Annotated in this window: 21 protein-coding genes and 3 tRNA genes; 9 read left to right on the top strand and 15 right to left on the bottom strand. The window is 71.2% G+C overall.

What is annotated here, in order from left to right; genetic code table 11:
- Positions 1-7 precede the first annotated feature (7 nt).
- Complete coding sequence (locus tag Vlu01_RS03420) at positions 8-694, top strand: IclR family transcriptional regulator (RefSeq protein WP_092373513.1); 687 nt, start codon at positions 8-10, stop codon at positions 692-694.
- A 127-nt stretch (positions 695-821) separates the two neighbouring features.
- Here Vlu01_RS03420 and Vlu01_RS03415 read toward each other — a convergent pair.
- The 4 genes from Vlu01_RS03415 to Vlu01_RS03400 all read right to left on the bottom strand — a co-directional run bounded on the left by Vlu01_RS03415 (position 822) and on the right by Vlu01_RS03400 (position 2,237).
- Positions 822-897: transfer RNA gene (locus Vlu01_RS03415), tRNA-Glu, on the bottom strand.
- A gap of 158 nt (positions 898-1,055) precedes the next feature.
- Positions 1,056-1,128: transfer RNA gene (locus Vlu01_RS03410), tRNA-Glu, on the bottom strand.
- A 137-nt stretch (positions 1,129-1,265) separates the two neighbouring features.
- Positions 1,266-1,337, bottom strand: a tRNA-Gln gene (locus Vlu01_RS03405).
- Between the two features lie 96 nt (positions 1,338-1,433).
- The gene (locus Vlu01_RS03400; RefSeq protein ID WP_203993091.1) at positions 1,434-2,237 is read right to left on the bottom strand and encodes a fumarylacetoacetate hydrolase family protein; all 804 of its coding nucleotides are present in this window, start codon (positions 2,235-2,237) and stop codon (positions 1,434-1,436) included.
- Between the two features lie 133 nt (positions 2,238-2,370).
- Here Vlu01_RS03400 and Vlu01_RS03395 point away from each other — a divergent pair, with 133 nt between their 5' ends.
- Positions 2,371-3,654: a hypothetical protein gene (locus tag Vlu01_RS03395; protein ID WP_203993089.1), complete on the top strand. Its 1,284-nt coding sequence runs from the start codon at positions 2,371-2,373 to the stop codon at positions 3,652-3,654.
- A 34-nt stretch (positions 3,655-3,688) separates the two neighbouring features.
- Positions 3,689-4,582, top strand: coding sequence for a 3-methyladenine DNA glycosylase (locus Vlu01_RS03390; RefSeq protein ID WP_203993086.1), 894 nt, complete (start codon positions 3,689-3,691; stop codon positions 4,580-4,582).
- 3 nt (positions 4,583-4,585) lie between these two features.
- Here Vlu01_RS03390 and arfB read toward each other — a convergent pair whose 3' ends face one another.
- From arfB to Vlu01_RS03355, 7 genes are all read right to left on the bottom strand, one after another.
- Positions 4,586-5,011 carry an alternative ribosome rescue aminoacyl-tRNA hydrolase ArfB gene (arfB, locus tag Vlu01_RS03385; protein ID WP_203993083.1) on the bottom strand — a complete coding sequence of 142 codons (426 nt, stop codon included), beginning with the start codon at positions 5,009-5,011 and terminating at the stop codon, positions 4,586-4,588.
- Positions 5,012-5,088: 77 nt separating this feature from the next.
- A complete protein-coding gene (locus Vlu01_RS03380; RefSeq protein ID WP_203993080.1) occupies positions 5,089-5,385 on the bottom strand; it encodes a hypothetical protein in 297 nt (98 codons plus the stop codon).
- A 108-nt stretch (positions 5,386-5,493) separates the two neighbouring features.
- Positions 5,494-6,357, bottom strand: a complete 864-nt coding sequence (locus Vlu01_RS03375) for a S1C family serine protease (protein WP_203993077.1) — start codon at positions 6,355-6,357, stop codon at positions 5,494-5,496.
- Positions 6,358-6,417: 60 nt separating this feature from the next.
- Positions 6,418-7,377, bottom strand: a complete 960-nt coding sequence (locus tag Vlu01_RS03370) for a VWA domain-containing protein (RefSeq protein ID WP_203993073.1) — start codon at positions 7,375-7,377, stop codon at positions 6,418-6,420.
- Positions 7,374-8,357 carry a DUF58 domain-containing protein gene (locus Vlu01_RS03365; RefSeq protein ID WP_203993619.1) on the bottom strand — a complete coding sequence of 328 codons (984 nt, stop codon included), beginning with the start codon at positions 8,355-8,357 and terminating at the stop codon, positions 7,374-7,376. The genes Vlu01_RS03370 and Vlu01_RS03365 overlap by 4 nt, the downstream gene beginning before the upstream one ends.
- A gap of 26 nt (positions 8,358-8,383) precedes the next feature.
- On the bottom strand, positions 8,384-9,433 hold the full coding sequence (locus Vlu01_RS03360; RefSeq protein ID WP_203993070.1) for an AAA family ATPase: 1,050 nt from the start codon (positions 9,431-9,433) through the stop codon (positions 8,384-8,386).
- A gap of 171 nt (positions 9,434-9,604) precedes the next feature.
- Positions 9,605-10,102 carry a hypothetical protein gene (locus tag Vlu01_RS03355; protein WP_203993069.1) on the bottom strand — a complete coding sequence of 166 codons (498 nt, stop codon included), beginning with the start codon at positions 10,100-10,102 and terminating at the stop codon, positions 9,605-9,607.
- A gap of 427 nt (positions 10,103-10,529) precedes the next feature.
- Here Vlu01_RS03355 and Vlu01_RS03350 point away from each other — a divergent pair, with 427 nt between their 5' ends.
- Together Vlu01_RS03350 and Vlu01_RS03345 are read left to right on the top strand one after the other, a co-directional pair.
- The gene (locus Vlu01_RS03350; RefSeq protein WP_239095674.1) at positions 10,530-11,513 is read left to right on the top strand and encodes an endonuclease/exonuclease/phosphatase family protein; all 984 of its coding nucleotides are present in this window, start codon (positions 10,530-10,532) and stop codon (positions 11,511-11,513) included.
- Positions 11,514-11,648: 135 nt separating this feature from the next.
- Positions 11,649-12,209 carry a DUF2690 domain-containing protein gene (locus Vlu01_RS03345; protein WP_203993066.1) on the top strand — a complete coding sequence of 187 codons (561 nt, stop codon included), beginning with the start codon at positions 11,649-11,651 and terminating at the stop codon, positions 12,207-12,209.
- 119 nt (positions 12,210-12,328) lie between these two features.
- Here the strand turns inward: Vlu01_RS03345 and cimA are convergent, their stop codons facing one another.
- Positions 12,329-13,912 (bottom strand): citramalate synthase, encoded by a 1,584-nt coding sequence (gene cimA / locus Vlu01_RS03340; protein WP_203993063.1) that lies wholly within the window; start codon positions 13,910-13,912, stop codon positions 12,329-12,331.
- Positions 13,913-14,226: 314 nt separating this feature from the next.
- On the opposite strand from cimA, the gene Vlu01_RS03335 reads away from it, so the two are divergent.
- Entirely contained in the window at positions 14,227-14,688 is a 462-nt protein-coding gene (locus Vlu01_RS03335) for a PRC-barrel domain-containing protein (protein WP_203993060.1), read from the top strand.
- Positions 14,689-14,720: 32 nt separating this feature from the next.
- Complete coding sequence (locus Vlu01_RS03330; RefSeq protein WP_239095673.1) at positions 14,721-15,491, top strand: tyrosine-protein phosphatase; 771 nt, start codon at positions 14,721-14,723, stop codon at positions 15,489-15,491.
- A 75-nt stretch (positions 15,492-15,566) separates the two neighbouring features.
- Here the strand turns inward: Vlu01_RS03330 and Vlu01_RS03325 are convergent, their stop codons facing one another.
- Complete coding sequence (locus Vlu01_RS03325; RefSeq protein ID WP_203993055.1) at positions 15,567-16,667, bottom strand: branched-chain amino acid aminotransferase; 1,101 nt, start codon at positions 16,665-16,667, stop codon at positions 15,567-15,569.
- Positions 16,668-16,866: 199 nt separating this feature from the next.
- The gene (locus Vlu01_RS03320; protein ID WP_203993052.1) at positions 16,867-17,898 is read right to left on the bottom strand and encodes a 3-isopropylmalate dehydrogenase; all 1,032 of its coding nucleotides are present in this window, start codon (positions 17,896-17,898) and stop codon (positions 16,867-16,869) included.
- Positions 17,899-18,113: 215 nt separating this feature from the next.
- On the opposite strand from Vlu01_RS03320, the gene Vlu01_RS03315 reads away from it, so the two are divergent.
- Complete coding sequence (locus Vlu01_RS03315; RefSeq protein WP_203993615.1) at positions 18,114-18,959, top strand: FAD:protein FMN transferase; 846 nt, start codon at positions 18,114-18,116, stop codon at positions 18,957-18,959.
- A gap of 411 nt (positions 18,960-19,370) precedes the next feature.
- Positions 19,371-19,730 carry a hypothetical protein gene (locus Vlu01_RS03310; protein ID WP_203993040.1) on the top strand — a complete coding sequence of 120 codons (360 nt, stop codon included), beginning with the start codon at positions 19,371-19,373 and terminating at the stop codon, positions 19,728-19,730.
- Positions 19,731-19,871: 141 nt separating this feature from the next.
- Here Vlu01_RS03310 and serA read toward each other — a convergent pair whose 3' ends face one another.
- Positions 19,872-21,470 (bottom strand): phosphoglycerate dehydrogenase, encoded by a 1,599-nt coding sequence (gene serA / locus Vlu01_RS03305; RefSeq protein WP_203993026.1) that lies wholly within the window; start codon positions 21,468-21,470, stop codon positions 19,872-19,874.
- Between the last annotated feature and the right edge of the window lie 258 nt (positions 21,471-21,728).

Below are 21,728 nucleotides of genomic sequence, written 5' to 3'. Positions count from 1 at the left end.
ACACAGTATGAGCGGTGTCGGCGTTCTCGACAAGGCGGTGGTCATCCTGGCCGCCTGCGTCGACGGCGCCAGCCTGGCCGAACTCGTTGAACGCACCAAGCTGCCCCGGGCCACCGCGCACCGGTTGGCGCAGGCGCTGGAGATCCACCGGATGCTGGTCCGGGACACCCAGGGTCGCTGGCGTCCCGGTCCACGCCTGGGTGAGCTGGCGAACGCGGCGCCAGATGTGCTGCTGACCGCGGCCGAGCCGCTGCTGGCCGCGCTGCGGGACGCGACCGGCGAAAGCGCCCAGCTCTACCTGCGACGGGCCGACGAGCGGATCTGTGTGGCCGCTGCCGAGCGCGCCAGCGGGCTGCGCGACACGGTGCCGGTCGGCTCGGTGCTGCCGATGATCGCCGGATCGGCGGCGCAGATCCTGCTCGCCTGGGAGCCGCCCGAGGCGGTGATGCCGCTGTTGCCCCGGTCCAAGTTCACCGGGCGCACCCTGGCCGAGGTCCGCCGTCGCGGCTGGGCGCAGAGCGTCGCCGAGCGCGAGGCCGGCGTGGCCAGCGTCTCAGCCCCGATCCGCGATCGCACCGGCAGGGTCATCGCCGCGATCAGCATCTCGGGCCCCATCGAACGCCTCGGCCGTCGCCCCGGCGAACGCCACGCCATGGCCGTGGTCCGAGCCGGCCAACGCCTCTCCGGCCTCTAACCCACCCACCCCGAACACCGGACCCCTCGGTTGATCATGAGGTTGTTGCCGCCCCGTCCGGCGTGGCGAGGCAACAACCTCATGATCAACGGAGAGGGAGGGAGGGAGGGAGGGAGGGAGGGAGGAGTGGTAGCCCCGACCGGATTCGAACCGGCGCTACCGCCTTGAGAGGGCGGCGTCCTGGGCCGCTAGACGACGGGGCCAGGTACTTTCCTGATTCACCGGCCCCTGCGGGCGGTGCGGCAGTAGTCTAGCGGCGCGTTTGGGGCAGCCCGCACAGGGGTGGTGGCGGCCGGGAACGGACCGCCCCGGAAAGCGAGACGGCCCGCTCCGCCTCAGCGGAACGAGCCGTGAACACCTGTAGCCCCGACCGGATTCGAACCGGCGCTACCGCCTTGAGAGGGCGGCGTCCTGGGCCGCTAGACGACGGGGCCAGAACACATCGCGGCACCACCTGCGAGGCGGTGCCGCCGAACTCTACCAGACCTCGCGACCGAGTCCCTTACGGTGCCTCGACGCGAAACTCCAACCAGAATCCAGCGACCTCGATTCACCACGAATCGAGGCTGCGCTGGGGTACCAGGACTCGAACCTAGACTAACTGAACCAGAATCAGTCGGGCTGCCAATTACCCCATACCCCATTGGCCCCTTGCGGCGCCGGGAACAAACTCTACCCTCCCGGCACCGACAGGCCAAATCGACTTCCCCAAAGCGCGCCTGAGCTGCCAAAACGGCGATCAGGCCGCCGACACGACCGGGTTCGACAGCTCGCCGATCCCCTCGATCCGGACGCTCACCGTATCCCCGTCCGTGAGCGGACTAACCCCCGCTGGCGTACCGGTCAACACCACGTCACCGGGCAGCAGCGTCATCACGTGTGAGACGTACGACACCAGCGCCGGCGCGTCGAAGACCATGTCCCCGGTACGGCCGAGCTGCCGTACCTCCATCTCCTCCGGGTCGCGGCCGACCTCACAGCGGATCTCCAGATCGGTGACGTCCAGCCCGGTGGTGATCCACGGCCCGATCGGGCAGAACGAGTCGAACCCCTTGGCCCGGGTCCACTGACTGTCCGAGCGCTGCAGGTCCCGGGCGGTGACGTCGTTGGCACACGTGTAACCGAAGATGGCCCGCTCCGCCGCCGCACGGTCCGCCCGGCGGGCGCCGGGCGCGCCGATCACCACCGCCAGCTCGGCCTCGTGCTCCACCTGCTTGCTGAACTCCGGTAGCCGGATCGCGTCCCGGGGGCCGATGACCGAGGTCGAGGGCTTCAGGAACAACAGCGGCTCCTTCGGCACCTCCGCGCCGTGTTCGGCGGCGTGCTCGGCGTAGTTGCGGCCGACGCAGACCACCTTGCTGGGCAGGATCGGCGAGAGCAGCCGGACGTCGGACAATGCCCAGCGGACCCCGCTGAACGTGATCTGGCCGAACGGGTGGCCGGAGATCTCGGCGATGGTGAGCCCCTGCGGGCCCGCCTCCGCTTCCCCTTCGACGACACCGAACGACATTCCCTTGGCATGAGCGAAACGAGCGATACGCACCAGGCCAATGTAGTGCGGTCAGCGGACGGCCGCGGCAGCTTACCCGCGCCACTGCGGGCCGGGGCCGGATTCACCGCTTCGTACCCGCACGACGCACGCCCGCACCTAGCGTCGGCTTCGGAGGTTCGTTCGTATGCCTGCATCGACACGACACCACAAGGCCCTCGCGGCGATCGTGCACTGCATCGGTCTGCTGACCGCCCTGCCGGTGCTGCCGGCGGCCACCGTCCCGAACGCGCCGCCGGCCGGGCCACTTCAGCCGGCGGCAGCCACACCCGATCCCAGCATGCCGGCGGCGCCACCGGCGGTACCGACGCCGACCCGGGTGGTCGAGCCGGCCGCCAGGCCGAAGGTGAGCGTCCGGGTCGCGCCGGAACAGAGCGCCGCACCCAGGTACCGGATCGAGGTCCGAAACACCGGCAGAACTCCGGTGGAGACCACGGTCCGTCAGGAGTTGCCCCAGGGCGTCTCGGCGACCAGCGTCAGTGACGGAGGCCGGGTGGTACGCCCCAGCGGGTCGGCGGCGACCGCGGTGACCTGGCAGCTGAAGCTGCCGCCGGGCGGCACCACCACGCTGGGCACCACGCTCACCACCGCCTCCCGAGCGCCGGTGACCGCGCCCACCTGTGCCTTCGCCAGTGACGGTCAACAGCCGTACGACTGTGCGAGCGCCACCTGGGCGGCGTCAGGGGCGGCGGCCACCCAGACGCAGGAGCCCACGGGCTGGCGTCGCCAGGCACCCGCGCTGCTGGCCGCCGGGGTCGCGCTGCTGGTGCTGGGCCTGGTGGGGCTGATCACCTGGCGACGCCGTCGACGGCCGGTGGCGGCGGCGCTGGCCTCGGACGGGCCCGGCACGATCTATCCCCGCCCGGCCGCCCCCCGACCGTCGGTACGGCGTCGCAAACCGCCGGTGTGGCTGGTGGTTCCGGTGGCCGCGACCGTGCTGGCCGGCACGGTGGGTGCCGCCGCGTGGTCGGCCACCCGCCAGGTCACCGCCATCGACACCGACAGCCAGCCGACCAACGGTGCCTGGAAGGGCACCGGGGCCAGCGGCGTGCTGGGGATGCCGCTGCGCGAGGACGCGTTCGAGTTCACCGTCTACCGGATGACCTGTGAACCGGGCCGGGGCGCGCGGCAGTGCCAGGCGACCGTCGGGGTTCGCAACCTCACTCGGGAGCACCAGAGTTGGCACGGCAAGCTGCAACGGGCGTACCTGGCCAACGGAAACTGGGTCACCACCGACGAGTCGGCCACCCGCCGGGCGAACCAGGGACGCGACGTGTTCGCCGACCCGGTGGCCGCCGGCAGCCGCCTGGTGCTGCCGTTGGTCTTCACGATCAACGGGCGGGAGGCGCCGCAGCGGCTGGAGCTGCGCAGCGGTGTCTTCTCCGCCGGCGTACGGGTCGACGTGCCCTGACCGGCGGCCGGACGGCGGTCGTACCCTTGGGGCCGTGACCGCCCTCCCCGCAGCCGTCTGGCAGCCCCTGCTGGCGAGCCACGAACAGCGAGCCGACGCGCTGACCGCCGGACACCGGGCCCGCCGGGCGACCGGGGAGCGCCACGCCATCGACGACTTCCTGTACGACTACTACGGCACCCGGCCCTCGGTGCTGCGACGGTGGCACCCGGGCGTCGATGTCCGCCTGGAAGCCGGCCCGGACGGCCCGGCACCGCACCACCGGTGGCGCTGGTACGCGACGGACCCGGACGGGGCGGTACGCCTCGACACCGGAGCGTTCCTCGCCGACCGGGGCGACTCGGTGCGGTTCATCCACCGGCTGCTGACCGCGATCGCGTCCCGACCCGCCTTCACCGGCTGTTTCGGCCTGCACGAGTGGGCGATGGTCTACCGCCAGCGTGAGCACCGGCATCCGCTTCCCCTGCGGCTCGGCCAGCAAGGCACCGACGCGGTGGTCGAGGCGCACCAGATCAGGTGCAGCCACTTCGACGCGTACCGGTTCTTCACCTCGGAGGCGGTGGGCCTCAACCACCTCCGTCCGACCCGGGACAGTCAGGTGGACCTCGACCAGCCGGGCTGCCTGCACGCCTCGATGGACTGCCACAAGTGGGCCACCAAGCTGGGTCCGGCCGTCCCCGGTGACCTGGCGCTCGACTGCTTCGAACTGGCCGGTGACATCCGGCTGCTCGACATGCGCGCGTCGCCGTACGACTTCTCCTCGTACGGGGAGGCGGCGGTGGCCATCGAGACGCCGGAGGGCAAGGCCGAGTACGTGGCGCGGCAACGCGAGTTCGCCCACCGGGCGGGCCAGTTGCGGGCCCGGCTGATCGAGGTCTGCTCGGCGCTGTTGGCGCAGGTCGAACCAGGGGCGCGCGCCAAGGCCTGACGGCTACTCGCCGTCCACCCGACGGTCGCGCTTGCGCTGCCCGCGACGCTTCTTCTCGGCCAGCCGACGCTCCTTGGCCGCCCGGGACGGGCGGGTCGGGCGGCGTGGCGGTGGTGGCGGGGCGACCGCCTCGCGCAGCAACGACACCAGGCGATCCCGGGCCGCCTCACGGTTGGCCAGCTGTGCCCGGTGCTCACTGGCGGCAATTGTCAGCACCCCGTCGACCAGCCGTCCGGCGAGCCGGTCCAGTGCCCGGGTGCGCAGCGACTCGGGGATGCTCGGTGAGCCGGCCAGGTCGAAGCTCAGCTCCACCCGTGAGTCGGCGGTGTTGACTCCCTGCCCACCCGGTCCGGACGACCGGGAGAAACGCTCCCGCAGCTCAGCGGCGGGCACCACCCACCGGTCGGTCACCCGTAGCCCGTCGTCCACGCCCTGAGGCTAGCGCGGGATCCGGAACCTGTTCACGCCGATCCCGCGAGCGCACATCGAGCCCGGTACCCGGGACGTCAGCGGGCGGGTCGCTCGTCGGCGCTGCTGCTCGGCGTCGGTTCCGTCGGAGCCGGCTCGTCACTACCACCGACGGCGGCGTACGCGACCGCTCCGACCAGGAGCAGGGCGATGATGCCGACCTTCGTGGTCACCACCTTGATCAGCATCCAGGCCGCGCGACGCGCTCCGGGAACTGTTTTCTTCGCCGCCTGGTAGTCGTTCCAGCCCCGCCGAGCGCGCGCGTACGACGACCCGACGCCACTTCCGATGATGAGGCCCACCAGCAGGAGGACCGTGATGAGAGGACGCTCCACCCACGCCAGTATCCATACGGAGCGTCATATTTCCATTGTCCGATCGTTGAACGCCGGAATCCGACAGTTGCCCCAATCTCTCTGTAATCGGACAGTGGCTCTGGGTGATCAGCCGCCCTTCCCGATGATCGTGTCGGCGGTCTGCTGCACCTGCTCGATCGGGATGGCGAACCCGATGCCGATGGAACCGTTGCCGTCGATGGTCGCGATCGCCGTGTTCACGCCGACCACCTCGCCTCGGGCGTTCACCAGTGGTCCGCCTGAGTTGCCGGGGTTGATCGAAGCGTCGGTCTGCACCGCCCGGTGCCGGTTGTCACCGAGGCGCACCTGGCGGTCCAGGGCGCTGACGATGCCGGCGGTCACCGTGCCGGGCAGCCCCAGTGGCGATCCGACCGCCAGCACCGGTTCGCCCACCCGGGTCGACCCCGGCTTGGCCAACGGCAACGACGTCAGGCCGGCCGACGACGGCACCTTGAGCACCGCGAGGTCACTTTCCGGCTCCCGACCCACCACCTGCGCCGCGAACCGCCGGCCGTCCGGCAGTTCGACGGTCACCGGGCCACCACGACCCTTCGCGATGATGTGGTCGTTGGTGATGATGTGCTGCTCGGAGTCGACCGCGAAGCCGGAGCCGCTCGCCGAGCCTCCCGCACCGCCGCCCACCAGCACCGACACCACACCGGGCACGGTCTTCGCCGCGGCCGTCACCAACTCGGCCGGTACCGGGGCCGCGGATGCCGCGGCCGGGCCGGGTACGCCGTCACGCCCGGCCGCCCAACCGCCGGCCAGCGCCCCCGACCCGGCCGAGATCGCCACCATCGCCACCCCCGCCAGCAGCCGGCGTCGCCAGCCGCCCAGCAACCCCTCCCCCGCCTGCGACGGCCCGTCCGATCCGCCCCGCCCGTCCGGGTCGAGATCGGGTGAGACGAACCAGGGTCCGCGCGGTTCGCCCAGTCCGGTCTGCACTGCCATACGTACGCTCCTCACGTGCGCGGCCGGCGGTGGCCGCTGTCGCGGATCGGGCCGTCGGAATCAGGGCAGGCGGGAGAACCAGCGCATCGAGCCGACCGCCGCGCCCATGGCGAACACCAACCCGAGCCCGATGAACCGGGCCGAGACGTCCTGCCGTACCGTGCGCCAACCCACCGAGCTGCCGATGTCGTCGTAGACGGCCCGCAGTTCGGCGCTCGTACCGGCCTCGTGGAAACCGCCCCCGGTCTCCTCGGCCACGGCCCGCAGCGTCTCCCCGTCCACCGGCACCTGGATCGGTCGTCCGCCGCGATCGACGAAGCCGCTCGGCGTACCGAAGGAGATGCTGTGCACCGGCACGTCGAGGGCGACCGCCTCGGCCGCGGCCTCCATCGGATCCATGCCCGAGGTGTTCGCCCCGTCGGAGAGCAGGATGATCCGGGCCGGCGGCGGCTCGGTCGCGGCCTTGCCGTCGAGCGCCTTCACCGCGCTCAGCGAGGTGCTGATCGCCTCACCGATCGCGGTGCCCTGCACCCCGGTCGCCCCCTCGGCCAGCCGTTCGATCCCGTCGTGCAGCGCCTCCCGGTCGGTACCCGGTGGCACCAGTACCGCCGCGCTGCCGGCGAACGCGACCAGTCCCACGTTGAACTCGTCGGGCAGACCGTCGGCGAACCGCCGGGCGGCGCTCTTGGCCGCGCTGAGCCGGTCCGGCTCCACGTCACCGGCGAGCATCGAGGTGGAGACATCCACCGCCACCATCACGGTGGCGCGTTCCCGGGGGACCCGGACCTCGGCGGTGGGACGGGCGAAGCCGACCACGAGGAGGGCCAGCATCGCCAGGAAGAGGCCGGCCGGCAGGTGTCGACGCCAGGTCGGACGCCGGGGTGCCACCCGGTCCAGCAGCCGCAGATTGGTGAAACGGACCGCGTACCGGCTGCGGCGGCGCTGCGCCACCAGGTACGCCACGGCCACTGCGACCACCCCGAGCAACAGCCAGAGCCGAACGGGTGACTGCCAGATCACGCCGCACCTCCACGGCCCGACGGGACCGCCATGGCGGCCAGCCGACGTTGGGCGTGCACGTGCCGAACGATGTCCACGGTCCAGTCCCGGTCGGTGCGTAGCGCCAGATGGTTCGCGCCGGCCCGGCGCAGCGCGTGCCGGACCTGGTCGCGCTGGGCGGTCGCCGCCGCCGCGTAGCGCTCCCGCAGGTGCCGGTCACCGGTCCACACCTCGCGGTGTTCGCCGGTCTCCGGGTCGACCAGGGTGATCAGACCGACGTCCGGCAGTTCCAGCTCGCGGGGGTCGGTGACCTCGACCGCGAGCACCTGGTGGCGTACCGAGAGCTGCCGCAGCGGGCGTTCCCAGTGCGCCGGTAACCCTGGATCGTCGGGCAGGCCGTCGAGGAAGTCGGAGACCACCACGACCAGACCACGCCGGTGGGCGACCCGGCGCACCTCGGCCAGCGCGTCGGCCAGCCCGACGGCGGGCACGGCCCCGGACCCGGCGTGGTCGCCGGCCCGGGGTGCCGCCAGCAACGCGCGGAGCAGCCCGAACAGGTGGGTACGCCCGCTGCGGGCCGGCACCCGGCGCAGCCCGTACGGGGTGAGCACCTGCGCGCCGAGCCGGTTGCCCGGCCCGGCGGCGAGGAAACCGATGGTGGCCACCGCGGCCACCGCCAGTTCCCGTTTGTCCAGCTCCGCGGTGCCGTACTCCATGCTGGGGCTGGCGTCGACCAGCAGCCAGGTGGTCAACTCGCGGTCGGCCTCCACCTCCCGCACGTGCGGCACCGCGGTACGGGCGGTGACCGACCAGTCCATCCGGCGCACCTCGTCCTCACCGGGCCGGTACTCGCGGCTGCCCGCCGGCTCGCTACCGGGCCCGGGCAGCAGACCGCGCCGCTCACCGTGCAGCAGTCCATCAAGACGCCGGGTCACCGTGAGCTCCAGCCGCCGCAGCCGCTGGTCCGGTGTGAGGTCGGTGAGTGTCGGGTCCGCCGCCAACGATGGGGTGGGGCTGCGGCGGCCCATCAGGCGACCGCCAGGTCGGTCATGTGCTCCACCCTGGCGGTGGCCTCCCGGGGCAGCGGGACCGACTCGACCAGTCGATGGACGACCCACTCGGCGCTCACCCCGTCGGCGACCGCGTCGAAGGAGAGCACCAGCCGGTGAGCCAGTACGTCCACGGCGAGTTCCCGGACGTCGTCGGGGAGCACGTAGCCCCGTCCCCGGAGCAGCGCCTGTGCACGGGCCGCCGCGACCAGGCCGAGCGTGGCGCGCGGACTGGCACCGTAGGCGAGCAACCCGGCCATCTCCGGCACCCCGAACCGGCCCGGATCACGGGTGGCGAGGATGAGCCGGACCACGTACTCGGCGATGGCGTGATGGACGAAAACCTGGCTGGCCTGACGCTGGAACTCGCGCAACCGCTCCGGGTCGAGCACCCGGTGTGCCCGGGGACGGTCGGCGCTCATCCGGTAGAGGATGGCCAACTCGTCGGCGGCGTCCGGGTAGCCGACCACGATCCTCATGAGGAAGCGGTCCCGCTGCGCCTCCGGCAGTTGGTAGACCCCCTCCGACTCGATGGGGTTCTGGGTCGCCAGCACCAGGAAGGGCTCCGGCACCGGGTGGCTGCGCCCACCGATCGACACCTGACGCTCGGCCATCGCCTCAAGCAACGCTGACTGCACCTTCGCCGGTGCCCGGTTGATCTCGTCGGCCAGCACCAGGTTCGCCATCACCGGGCCCAGTTCGACGTCGAAGCTCTCCTTGGAGGCGCGGTAGATCCGGGTGCCGACGATGTCGGAGGGGACCAGGTCGGGGGTGAACTGGATGCGGGAGAAACTGCCACCGACCACCGTCGCGAGGGTCTGCGCGGCGAGGGTCTTGGCCACCCCGGGTACGCCCTCCAGCAGGCAGTGCCCGTCGGCCAGCAGCGCGACCAGGAGGCGTTCGACGAGCCGATCCTGCCCGACGATCACGCGTTTGACCTCGAAGAGCGTCTGGTCCAACTCGGCCGCGGTCGCGTCCGGATCGGCCGGGCTGGGCAGGCTGGCCATGGTGTCCGAGATGTCCGTCACGGTGCTTGCTTCCCGAGGCGACCGGCGGACAAACGTCGGAATTTACGGCCTTACGCTGCCCAGACCGGACGAGGAACGCCGTTACCGGGCACCGCCCGCAGAGCCGCTCGACCCGCATCCGACACGACACCGGCCCCCGTCATGCGACGGGGGCCGGTGACAGTGGACGGTTCAGCGGTGCACGAGGAGGTAGAACGGCAGGTCGGCAGGGGCTCCGGCGGAGTTGCGGGTCTGGATGAAGACCGCGTTCGGGGTCAGCAACCGCCGCGCGACCGAGATCTCACCAGCCGGTGGGATGCAGCACGAGTCCGGCCGGCCGATCGTCGCCACGTAGACGCCGTTGGTGACGTTGGTGCCGAACTGCACCTCGTACTCACCGACGCCGTACTTGATGACGACTCCGTCGCCGCGGGCCTTGGTGCCGTTGGCGTTGACCACCGTGGCGTAGAAGCCGGCAACCGCCTGAGTGCTCATCCCTTCGCCCTTGGCGAGGGCAGCCTTCGCGCTGTTCAGCGAGGCCGTGGTGACGGCCGGCTGCTGGGCGGTGCGGGCCGCAGGCTGGGCGGACTCGGCGAGCGGCTTCGCTACCGCGATTCCGCCGCCGGCCAACGCCAGCGCCAGCGCCGCGATCGCCACCGCAGCCGTCTTACGTCGGAATAATCTGGTCATGACGGTTCTCCCTTGTCCAGGCGTGGAGATACGGCCGGCCCGTGGCACACGGGGCGGTTTCTTTCCTTTTTCGAGTCGGGTGGCAATGAACGGGCACCGCCCGCGCACCCCGTCCGGGAGCGCATCCCGCAGACGTTTCCGCCTCATCGACTGTCATGCGCCCTGAGCTGGGGATACTTGGCTAAACACAGCCTCCCGAGCAGCTGAAACGTAGCACCGAAAAATGCTGCTGGTCAATAGTGAAAATGACGTCGGCGAGTTGTCGGATCAACGCCAGAAATCGCGAAAGTGAAGCCGTTGTCGATTCACGAAAACAATTCGACAGGCAGGTGTCGGCTGGCACGCTCACGCGCCGATTGGCGGCGCCCGGCGCCGCGACGCGGTATCTGCGCACCTGGCACGGCTCAGTAGGGTGAGGGCCGTGGAGATCACGATCGGTCGCCGGACCTGGCGACCGTCAAGCGTCACCCTGCTCTGCTGGCTGGCAGTCGCGCCGGGTGCCGGGTGGACGCTGGTGCGGTCGGTCGGTCTGGACCGGGGGCCGCTGGTGCAGGCGTTGGCGTTCACGCCGTACGTGACGCTCGGGAGTCTGGTCCCACTGGTGCTCGCGCTGGCACTGCGGCGGCGCGGTCCGGCGGGCGTCGCGGCGCTGACCACCCTGGTCCTGGTCGCGCTGGTCGCGCCCCGCGCACTGCCCGCGTCGCAGCCACACACCGCCGGGCCCACGGTGCGGATCCTCACCGCCAACCTGCTCGCGGGTGCCGCCGATCCGAGCACGGTGGTCGAGTTGGTACGCACCCGGCAGGTCGACCTGCTGCTCGTGCAGGAGCTCACCCCGACCGCCGCGGCCGAGTTGGATCGGCTCGGCCTCGACCAGCTACTGGCACACCGGCAGCTCAATCCGGTCGTCGGCACTCCCGGCTCCGGGCTCTACGCCCGCCATCCGATCAGCGACGGCGGCATCCGCCAACTCCGCGGCGCGTGGGGCTTCACCCAGGCGTACGCGACCGTCGCGGTGCCCGGCGCACCCCCGGTACGCGTCGAGTCGGCGCACCCGGCGGCGCCGTACGCGATCGACCAGGTGGGCTCCTGGCGGACCGACCTGGCCGCCCAGCCGGCCGCCACCCCGGACGGGCCGTTGAGCATCCTCGCCGGGGACTTCAACGCCACCCTCGACCACGGTCCACTGCGCACCCTGCTCGACACCGGATACGTCGACGCCGCCGCATCGGTCGGCGCCGGGCTCGTCGGCACCTGGGGGCCGTACGACGGCGACCTCATCCCGCCCGTGGTGATCGACCACGTGCTGGTGGACCGCCGCATCGCCGTACGGGACGTGACGGTCCACCCGTTGCCCGGCAGCGACCACCGCATGGTCCTCGCCGAACTACGCCTGCCGGCGCAGCGCTGAACCGATTCGCCGGGTGGTCGCCCACGCCCTGGCGAACGGCAGGCCGAATGCTCACTCAAAGCGATGGTCAACTGATGAGAGCGTGATGATGACGCTCGCCATACTGCGGTCGTCCCCTATTCACAGGAGCAAACAATGAAGCGACTGTTACGGATGTCCGGGCTCGCCTCCGCCCTCGCTCTGAGCCTGCTCGTGGCACCCGCCTCAGCCCAGGCCGCACCCGACCGCGCCGCCGCCGAGGCGGCCGCCCACGTTGAGGCGGAGATCGCTGCCAGCGAGGCTGCCATGATCGACGAGGTGACGCTCGCCGCAACCGGCTGCGGTTCCGTCTGCGACGGCAAGAACCCGCAAACCTTCAAGATCTACACCAGCTACGGCAACTACTACACCTGCAGTGAGGACGCCATCACCCCGAAGTCCGGCAGCTACACGTACTACCAATCCGACGTGACGGGCGAGGTCGAGCTACGCTACAGCCCACGATGCCGCACCGCATGGGCGAGAACCCCCGGCTGGCGTACCCTCACGCTCAAGGTGGACAGCCGGCACCTCAACGGGAACCACCGCACCACGATGACCGAATACTCCGCAGACAGCCTCTGGACCGCCATGGTCAACGACGCCGACCTGGAGGCCCGGGCCTGCTTCTCGCCGGGTGCAACGTCCCCCGGGTACAGGTGCACCAGATGGTGGTAAGACCTACCGGCACGGAAAGCTGAGCTGTTCTGCGGCTGGGACCTGACCGCAGCCGAACAGTTGCCCGGCGGGCACGATCGTGGCCGCCGGGCAACTTGGCGCCCTACGACAGCGCCCGCTCAGACCCGGGCTCGGTCGAGGCCGTAGGTGAGCGCGTCGACCAGTGCGTGCCAGCTCGCCTCGACCACGTTGGGGTGCACGCCGACCGTGGTCCAGCCACCGCCCCGGCCGTCGGCGGTCTCGACGAGGACCCGGGTCACCGCGCCGGTGCCGTGGCTGCCCTCCAGGATCCGCACCTTGTAGTCGGCCAGCTCGAAGTCCTGCAGCTCCGGATAGTGCCGGCCGAGGCCGACCCGGAGCGCCTCGTCCAGCGCGTTCACCGGCCCGTTGCCCTCAGCCGTGGCGATCACCCGCTCCCCGCGTACCCGGATCTTGACGGTCGCCTCGGAGACGACCGCGCCATCCTCACGGTGCTCGACCAGCACCCGGTACGACTCCAGGGCGAACGGCCGCGCCGGCGCGGCGTCCGGCAGCTCGGAGCGGACCAGCAGCTCGAACGAGGCGTCGGCGGCCTCGAACGACCATCCGCCGGCCTCCAACTCCTTCACCCGGTTGGTGACCCGGGACAGCGTCTCCGGATGGCCGGCCAGGTCCAGCCCCAGCTCGCGACTCTTGAGCTCGATGCTGGCTCGGCCGGCCATCTCGGTGACCAGGATCCGCATGTCGTTGCCGACCACCTCGGGCTCCACATGGTTGTAGAGCAGCGGATCCACCTTGATCGCACTCGCGTGCAGCCCCGCCTTGTGAGCGAAAGCAGCGGCCCCGGCGTACGCCTGGTGGGTGTCGGGGGCGATGTTGGCGATCTCGGCGATGGCGTGGGAGACCCGCACCATCTGCTCCAGGCAGCCCTCCGGTAGGACCGGCAGCCCGAGCTTGAGTTGGAGGTTCGCGACGACCGCGAAGATGTCGGCGTTGCCGGGCCGCTCGCCGTACCCGTTGGCGGTGCCCTGCACGTGGCGCACCCCGGCCTCGACGGCGGCGATGGTGTTGGCCACCGCGCAGGCGGTGTCGTTCTGGGCGTGCATGCCGAGCAGTTCCGGCGCGACGCCGATCCGGTCGGTGAGGTCGGCGATGGTGGCGGTCACCTGGGACGGAAGCATTCCACCGTTGGTGTCGCAGAGCACGAACCGCTCGGCACCCGCCGCGAGCGCGGTCTCCACCACCGAGGCGGTGTACGCCGCGTCGTGGCGGTACCCGTCGAAGGAGTGCTCGCCGTCGACGAAGACCCGGCGGCCCTCGGCGACCAGGTGGGTCACCGTGTCGTGGATCATCGCCAGGTTCTCCTTGGCGGTGGTCCGCAACGCCCGCTCGACGTGGCGCAGGTCGGCCTTGGCGACCAGGGCGATCGCCGGGGTCTGCGCGTCGAGCAGCCCCCGCACCTGCGGGTCGTCGGCGGCCACCGCACCGGCCCGGCGGGTGGCGCCGAAGGCGACCAGCACGGCGTGCTTGAGATCGAGTTCGGTACGCGCCCGTCGGAAGAACTCGGTGTCCTTGGGCACCGCACCCGGCCAACCGCCCTCGATGAACCCGACACCGAACTCGTCGAGCAGCCGGGCCACCGCGAGCTTGTCGATCACCGAGTAGCTGAGCCCCTCGCGCTGCGCACCATCGCGCAGCGTGGTGTCGTAGACCTGGAACGTCATGGGGATCCCTTCGTCAGGCACCGGCCAGCGCAACAAAAAGACCCCCCGCGGATGCGGGAGGTCTGCGCGCTCGGCGAGGGGAAGCCGGCGCGCTAGTTGCCAATAATGCGGGCGGTGCTGGTCACGATCCGTACTCTGCCACCTCGCCGCCGTTTCTGGGAGGCACAATCCACATCTCGGGACGACCGGTGGCGCGCGTGTCAGATGGTTTTCTTGGGACGCGTGTAGAGCGTCCGTCAACGGGTAGGAGTTTTCGGGACAACGAAACACGTTCCTCCGAGACGGCTGAGCACAGCCGGGGCAGGAGACATCCCATGGACAGGCTCGACCCGAACACCACGAACGCCACGCCGGATCCGGAGCTGCGCGCGGTCGACCAGAGCGTCGTCGCCGGCGGCACCCCCGCCGGTGCCTTCGACCCCTGGAGCTACCGGGATGAGGCCGGGGTGGCCGGCAGCACCCTGATCGGTTACAAGGTGGAGGCCAGCGACGGCTCCATCGGAAAGATCGACAGTGACAGCACCGAGGTCAACGCCAGCTACCTGGTGGTGGACACCGGACCGTGGATCTTCGGCAAGAAGGTCATGCTCCCCGCCGGGACGGTGAACCACGTCGACCACGAGGAGCAGAAGGTCTACGTCGACCGCACCAAGGACCAGATCAAGGCTGCACCGGAGTACGACGAGACGGCCACCGACCCGGCCTACCGGGAGAAGCTCGGCGGCTACTACAACGACACGTACACCGCCACCCCGCGCGGTGACGGGCTGCGGTAACCCGACGCGGACCGGTTGAACGGTCGGTGGGCATCGGCCCACCGGCCGTTTACCGTGGCAGGGTGGACTCGATCGAGATCAACCGCAGGATTCCGTTCGTCAGTACCTTCAATTTCCGGGACGTGGGGGGCTACCGCGTCCCGGACGGCCGCCAGGTACGCACCGGCCGGTTGTTCCGCTCCGACTCGCTGCACCGCATCGACGACCACGACCGGGACACCTTCGCGGCCCTCGGCGTGCGGACCGTCATCGACCTGCGCCGCCCGTACGAGGTCGAACGCGACGGCCGGGTTCCCGACTTCGACGGTCTGACCTACCGGCACATCCACCCGGAGCACGCGGAGTGGGGTGAGCGGCCGTACCAACCCGGTGACGACCTGGCCCGCTACCTTGCTGACCGGTACGCCGACCTGGCCCGCACCGGCACCGCCGGGCTGGCCGAGGCGATCGGCCTGATCGCCGACGAGGCGAACGCGCCCGTGGTGGTGCACTGCGTCGCCGGCAAAGACCGCACCGGAATCGTCTGCGGGCTGACCCTCGCCGTCCTCGGGGTCGACGACAGCGAGATCGCGGCAAACTACGCGCTGAGCACCGAGGCGTCGCAGCGGTTCGCCGCCTGGGCCGCCGCCACCTTCCCGGACGCCGCCGAAATCCCGTCGCCGTTCCTGTCCTCGCCGGCCGAGACGATGCTGCTCTTCCTCGCCGAGATCCGTGCCGCTCACGGCTCCGTCGACAACTACCTGCGCGGCGCGGGAGTCACCGACGACCAGCTCACCGCCCTGCGTACCCACCTGCTCGACTAGCTCGACCCGGGCGCAAGCGTTAGGAAGGGCCCCTTCCTATACACCAGGCGTTAAGAAGGTGCCCTTCCTTACCGCTCAGAAGACGCGGTGGACCCAGTTGTGCGGGTCCTCGGCCTTGCCCCGCTGGAGGTCCACCAACTGCTGTCGCAGCGCCATGGTGACCTCGCCCGGTTCCCCGCCGGCCACGGCGAACTCTCCGTCCGGGGAACGCACCTGCCCGATCGGGGTGATCACCGCTGCGGTACCGCAGGCGAAGACCTCGCGCAGCCGGCCGCTGGCGGCGTCCGCCCGCCAGTCGTCGAAGCTCACCGGACGCTCCTCGACCCGGTGCCCGGCCGCCGAGGCCAGGGTGAGCACCGACTCACGGGTGATGCCGGGCAGGATCGTGCCGGTCAGCGGCGGAGTGGCGATCGACCCGTCGTCGTAGACGAAGAAGACGTTCATGCCGCCCAGTTCGTCGACGAACCGGCGCTCCACGGCGTCGAGGAAAACCACCTGGTCGCAGCCGTGCTCCAGGGCCTCGGCCTGGGCGGCCAGCGAGGCGGCGTAGTTGCCGCCGCACTTGGCCGCGCCGGTGCCGCCGGGCGCGGCCCGGGTGTAGTCGGGCGAGACCCAGACCGTCACCGGCTTGACCCCGCCGGAGAAGTACGCCCCGACGGGCGAGGCGATCACCGAGTAGAGGTACTCGTTGGCGGGGCGGACGCCGAGGAAGACCTCGCTGGCGAACATGAACGGCCGCAGGTAGAGGCTGCCGCCGTCGTCGCCGTCGGGAATCCACTCCCGGTCGATCTCGATCAGCCGGTGCAGCGAGTCCACGAAGGTCTGCTCCGGTAGTGCCGGCATGGCCATCCGGGCGGCGGAGATGTTGAACCGGGCCGCGTTGGCGTACGGACGGAACATCGTCACTCCGCCGTCGGCCGCACGGTACGCCTTCATGCCCTCGAAGATCTCTTGTGCGTAGTGCAGCACCGCGCTGGCGGGATCCATCGGGATCGGCGCGCGTGCTTCGACCCGGGCGTCGTACCAGCCCTTGCCGTCGGCGTAGCGGATGGTGACCATGTGGTCGGTGAACACCCGGCCGAACCCGGGGTTTACCAGCAGCGCAGCCCGGTCTGCGGCGGATACCGGTGCGGGGTTCGGACGGATCTCGAAGTCGATCTTGTCACCACCGCTCATCGCGCTGACCTCCCTGGGGGATCACGGCATGCGCCGACCGCACGCCGGAAACATGTTTTGTGCCAGAAAACCTACCCCGAACGGTCGTTCAGCGGATAGGTCCACCGGTGTACAGGTGGCACATCACCGGTGAGTGGCCGTCGTGACCCCGGGCCGGCAGGGCCGACGGAGCCTCGCCGGCCGGTGGGACGCGTACGGTTCAGCCGACGGCCTGTGCCGCGATCCGGTCGCCCACCTCGGCGGTCCGTACGGCTACCTCGGGGCTCCGGGCGGCCAGCTCCGCGCTGACCGCGGCGGTGATCCGGGCGGCGACGTCGGCGTGCCCGAGCTGGTCAAGCAGCAGCGCCGCCGAGAGTACGGCGGCGACCGGGTCGGCGACGCCACGGCCGGCGATGTCCGGCGCGGAGCCGTGCACCGGCTCGAACATCGACGGGTACGTCCCGTCCGGGTTGATGGAGCCGCTGGCAGCGAGTCCGATGCCGCCGGTCACGGCGGCGGCGATGTCGGTGAGGATGTCGCCGAAGAGGTTGTCGGTGACCACCACGTCGTACCGCTGCGGCTGGGTGACCAGGAACATCGCCGCGGCGTCGACATGCTGGTACTCGGTGGCGATGTCGGGATGCTCGGCGGCGACCACCTCGAAGGTGCGCGACCACAGCGAACCGGCGTGGGTCAGCACGTTCGTCTTGTGCACCAGGGTCACCTTGCGCCGCTCGCGCCGAGCGGCGCGGGCGAAGGCGTCCCGGATCACCCGCTCCACCCCGTGCCGGGTGTTCAGGCTCTCCTCGGTGGCGATCTCGGCCGGGGTGCCCCGGTGCAGCGAACCGCCGGCACCGGCGTACAGGCCCTCGGTGCCCTCCCGGACGACCACCAGGTCGACCTCGCCCGGCTTGACCGCCGCGAGCGGGCTGGCCACTCCCGGCCAGAGTCGCGACGGGCGCAGGTTGACGTACTGGTCGAAGGCGAAGCGCAGCTTCAGCAGCAGACCCCGCTCCAGCACGCCGGGCGGCACCGTCGGGTCACCGACCGCGCCGAGCAGGATCGCGTCGTGCCCGGCCAGTTCGGCGAGCACCGAGTCGGGCAAAACCTCGCCGGTGCGGTGGTAGCGTGCCGCGCCGAGGTCGTACTCGGTCACCTCGACTCCGGGCAGCACCGCGTCGACGACCTTGCGGGCCTCACCGACCACCTCGGGTCCGATCCCGTCCCCGGCCACCACCGCGATCCGTGCCACGTCCGTCAGCTCCTTCGCTCGAATGGCTCGACGGTACGCCGCCGTCCCGCCCCCCGGTACGAGTGTTCCACTTTTCGGGAAGGCTGGTACGCACAGCAGGTTCCCAGGCGGCATTCATGGCCCGGTCATCTCCGCTGCCTAGCGTGAACGCGACGGTCCATGAGGCCGGGCGAGGCGCCGCGACGGGGGCGGCACACGCCGAGGAGGGGGCGCACATGTGGACCGACGAGCAACCACGAACCCGCTGGGTGGACCCGGCGGTCTTTCGCTTCCGCCGGGCCGACCTGCGACTGGGCCACGGGGAGCAACAGCCGGACCGCGCCACCGTGGTCGCCGGGGACCGGATCGCCGTCCGGCACACCGTCCGCACCTCGACAGCGGAGTACACCCTGCTGCTCAACGCCCCCGACTGGCTGGGCCGGCGCGGCACCGGCGAGGCGCTGCGGGACGCCGTGGCCGAGTTGCGGGCGATCGACCTGACCTACGGCCCGAACCGCCCGGAGAGCCTGGTGTCGCGGCTACGCCGGGGCGAGATCAGCGCCGAGTCGTACCCGCCGTTGGCCGATCTGGTGGACCGGTGCGCCGCGATGCGCGCGGCCACCGACGGCTGGTTCGACGCCTGGGCGGTGCCGGGCGGCTTCGACCCGGGCGGGCTGCTCGGCGGATGGGCGGTCGAGCGGGCCGCGACCCGGCTGCGCCACGCCGGCATCCACGACTACGCCGTGCTCTGCGGCGCCGACCTGGTGGTACGCGGCCATGCCGCACACGGTGGCCCGTGGCGGGTCGCCGTGCATCACCCCACCGATCGGGGCCGGGCACCGCTGCTGCTGGAGATGACGGCCGGCGCGGTCGGCACCTCCGGGGTGACCGGACGGCAGGGACACGTGGTGGATCCGCACACCGGTGAGCCGGCCGGGCAACTGGTCGCCGCGACCGTGGTCGGTCCCGACCTCGCGGTGGCGGACGCCTACGCCACCGCGTTGTACGCCGCCGGAGCGGCCGGGTTGGACTGGTTCCGCCCCGGATCCGACTACCGGGTGCTCTTCGCCGCGCACCGCTGACCCGCGCGATCCCGGACGGTAGCGGCACGACCGGCGGGTCGGCCACTGCGTGCATGACCGCGGACGTTGCGTGAACGTCGACGGCATGTGGATGTCGAGCGGCCACTGCGTGGTGGGAACAGCGATCGGCCTCCACGGTCGCGGCAACGACCGTGGAGGCCGGTCGGCGACGAGTGCGCGTGGCTCGCGCAATCGAGGGGTGCGGACCGCTCGGCCGGACGTCGACCTCGCCACCCGAAGACGGGCCGGCGCCACGTGCTCGGCAGGTGACCGCATCCGTACGTTATCGAATTGACGCGTTTCGCGGCAAGGGTTCCACAGGGGAGCATCTGGGTGATCCTGGTACCGGGCGGTCTGCCTGCGGCGGGGGCGTTTTCGACAAGGTGAATCGCAGATGGCACGCTGTCCGCCGTGAGTTTCGATCTGAGCGTGTGGGCCCTGGCGGATGGGGCGACGCCCGAGGACGTACGAGCGGCGGTGCAGCAGTGCCGCAACGGCCGGCACCACGAGCGTCAACCGGACCCGCGGTGTGTCGCCTTCTATCGGGCGATCACCGCCAGCTACCCCGAGCAGCCGGCCGGCCCGAACACTCCGTGGGCGGTCGCGCCACTGCACAAAGCGGCCGATCACATCGAGCTGAACCTGGATCCGGCCTGCCCGGACCAGGTGCTGCTCGACATCGAGCGGCTCGCCGGCGAGCACCGGCTGATGCTCTTCGACGCCCAGGACGGCTCGGTCTACCCGCCGCCCGGGGTTCGGTTGCCCGGCTGACCGACCCGCCAGGCGCCGGGGGGCGAACCCGGCGGCAGGTGCGGACGCGGTACCCGACCGCCACCTGCCCGGCGATCGGACGACGAGGGGCCCGGCCGATGGCCGGGCCCCTCCGTGGCGTGCCTGGATTGTCCGCGCGGGCTACTCGTCGCGCAGGTCGGCGGCGCTGGCGGAGATGGCACCGATCGAGTCGGCGGCCGAGGTGAGCAGGTCGGCACCGAGCGCCTGGTCCACGGTGAGGGTCATCAGCGTCTCACCGCCGGCCTCCCGGCGGGCCACCTGCATCGCCGCGATGTTGATGCCGGCCTCACCGAGCAGGGTGCCGACGATACCGACCACACCCGGCCGGTCGGCGTAGCGCAGGAAGAGCAGGATGCCCTCGGCGCCGATCTCCACATCGAAGCCGTCCACCTCGGTCAGCTTGATGACGTCACGGGCGCCGGCCTGGGTGACGGTGCCGGAGACGCTGACCGTACGGCCGTCGGGCAGCGCACCACGCACGGTGACCAGGACCGGGTGGTCGACGGTCTCGGTCTGGGTGCTCAGCGACACCTCCACGCCGCGCTCGGCTGCCAGGTGCGGCGCGTTGACGTAGGTCACCTGCTCCTCGACCACCGAGCTGAACAGGCCCTTGGTGGCGGCGAGTTTGAGCACCGAGACGTCGTGGTTGACGATCTCACCGCGTACCTCCACGGTGACGCTGGCGGCGACTCCGCCGGCTACCGCGGTGAAGGCGCGACCGAGCTTCTCCGCCAGCGGCAGCAACGGCCGGACGTCCTCGGCCACCACGCCGCCGGCCTGTACGTTGACCGCGTCCGGCACGAACTCGCCCTGCAGGGCCAGCTTCACGCTCTTGGCGACCGCCAGACCGGCCTTGTCCTGCGCCTCGGCGGTGGAGGCGCCCAGGTGCGGGGTGGCCACCACGTTGTCGAAGGCGAACAGCGGCGAGGAGGTGCACGGCTCCTTGGCGTAGACGTCCACCCCGGCACCGCCGACCCGTCCCTCGGCGAGCGCGTCAGCCAGTGCCTGCTCGTCGATCAGCCCGCCCCGGGCAGCGTTGACGATCCGTACGCCCGGCTTGACGATGGATAGTTCCTTCTCACCGATCAGACCCACGGTCTCCGGGGTCTTCGGCAGATGGATCGAGATGAAGTCGCTCTCCCGCAGCAACTCCTCCAGGCCGACCAGCCGTACCCCGAGCTGCGCGGCCCGGGCCGGCTGGATGTACGGGTCGTACGCGATGAGCCGGGTGCCGAACGCGGCGATCCGGGAGGCGAAGAGCACGCCGATGCGGCCGAGGCCGACCACGCCGACCGTCTTGCCCTGGAGCTCCACACCCGTGTACTTCGACCGCTTCCACTCCCCCGCCTTGAGGGCCGCGCTGGCGCTGGCGGTGTTGCGGGCGACCGCGAGCAGCAGCGCGACGGCTTGCTCAGCAGCAGAGACGATGTTGGAGGTGGGTGCGTTGACGACCATGACGCCCCGCGCGGTGGCGGCCGGTACCTCGACGTTGTCCAGTCCGACACCGGCCCGGGCGACGACCTTGAGTCGGGGGGCGGCGGCGATGGCCTCGGCGTCGATCTGGGTGGCACTGCGGACGATGACGGCGTCGGCCTCGGAGAGCGCCGAGAGCAGGGCCGGGCGGTCGGTGCCGTCCACGTGCCGGACGTCGAAGTCGTGGGCGAGCACCTCGATGGCGGCGGGAGCGAGTTCTTCGGCGATCAGTACGACAGGAGTCATTGGTCCTCGTAGATGTCGTCAGAGCGGTCGGCCGGGGGCTGGGCGCTGCGCTGCGCCCGGCGCGCTCCGGGCCATGGCCGTCAGGTGCCGCCTGGAGCACCTACCCGCGATCGTAGGGCGCGGGCCGCCCGACGCGCCCTGGAGTGTGGGGTGAGTGCCCTCACAACCCCGCCGTGACGTGCGTGTTAACGATCGTTAGCCAGCAGGTGACAACACGGCACCCGGCCCCGGCGTCGGGGAGAACGCCGGGCCCGGGTG

The sequence above is a fragment of the Micromonospora lutea genome (assembly GCF_016863535.1).
Classification (GTDB): domain Bacteria; phylum Actinomycetota; class Actinomycetes; order Mycobacteriales; family Micromonosporaceae; genus Micromonospora; species Micromonospora lutea.
The sequence above is the reverse complement of the archived record's forward strand: the minus strand, read 5'-3'. Positions and strand labels throughout refer to the sequence as shown.

Bases quoted from the DNA above. Each gene is read 5' to 3' on its own strand.
- Vlu01_RS03420 (WP_092373513.1), top strand. From the start codon at position 8: ATGAGCGGTGTCGGCGTTCTCGACAAGGCGGTGGTCATCCTGGCCGCC.
- Vlu01_RS03395 (WP_203993089.1), top strand. From the start codon at position 2,371: ATGCCTGCATCGACACGACACCACAAGGCCCTCGCGGCGATCGTGCAC.
- Vlu01_RS03375 (WP_203993077.1), bottom strand. From the start codon at position 6,357: ATGGCAGTGCAGACCGGACTGGGCGAACCGCGCGGACCCTGGTTCGTC.
- Vlu01_RS03355 (WP_203993069.1), bottom strand. From the start codon at position 10,102: ATGACCAGATTATTCCGACGTAAGACGGCTGCGGTGGCGATCGCGGCG.
- Vlu01_RS03345 (WP_203993066.1), top strand. From the start codon at position 11,649: ATGAAGCGACTGTTACGGATGTCCGGGCTCGCCTCCGCCCTCGCTCTG.
- cimA (WP_203993063.1), bottom strand. From the start codon at position 13,912: ATGACGTTCCAGGTCTACGACACCACGCTGCGCGATGGTGCGCAGCGC.
- Vlu01_RS03335 (WP_203993060.1), top strand. From the start codon at position 14,227: ATGGACAGGCTCGACCCGAACACCACGAACGCCACGCCGGATCCGGAG.
- Vlu01_RS03325 (WP_203993055.1), bottom strand. From the start codon at position 16,667: ATGAGCGGTGGTGACAAGATCGACTTCGAGATCCGTCCGAACCCCGCA.
- Vlu01_RS03315 (WP_203993615.1), top strand. From the start codon at position 18,114: ATGTGGACCGACGAGCAACCACGAACCCGCTGGGTGGACCCGGCGGTC.
- serA (WP_203993026.1), bottom strand. From the start codon at position 21,470: ATGACTCCTGTCGTACTGATCGCCGAAGAACTCGCTCCCGCCGCCATC.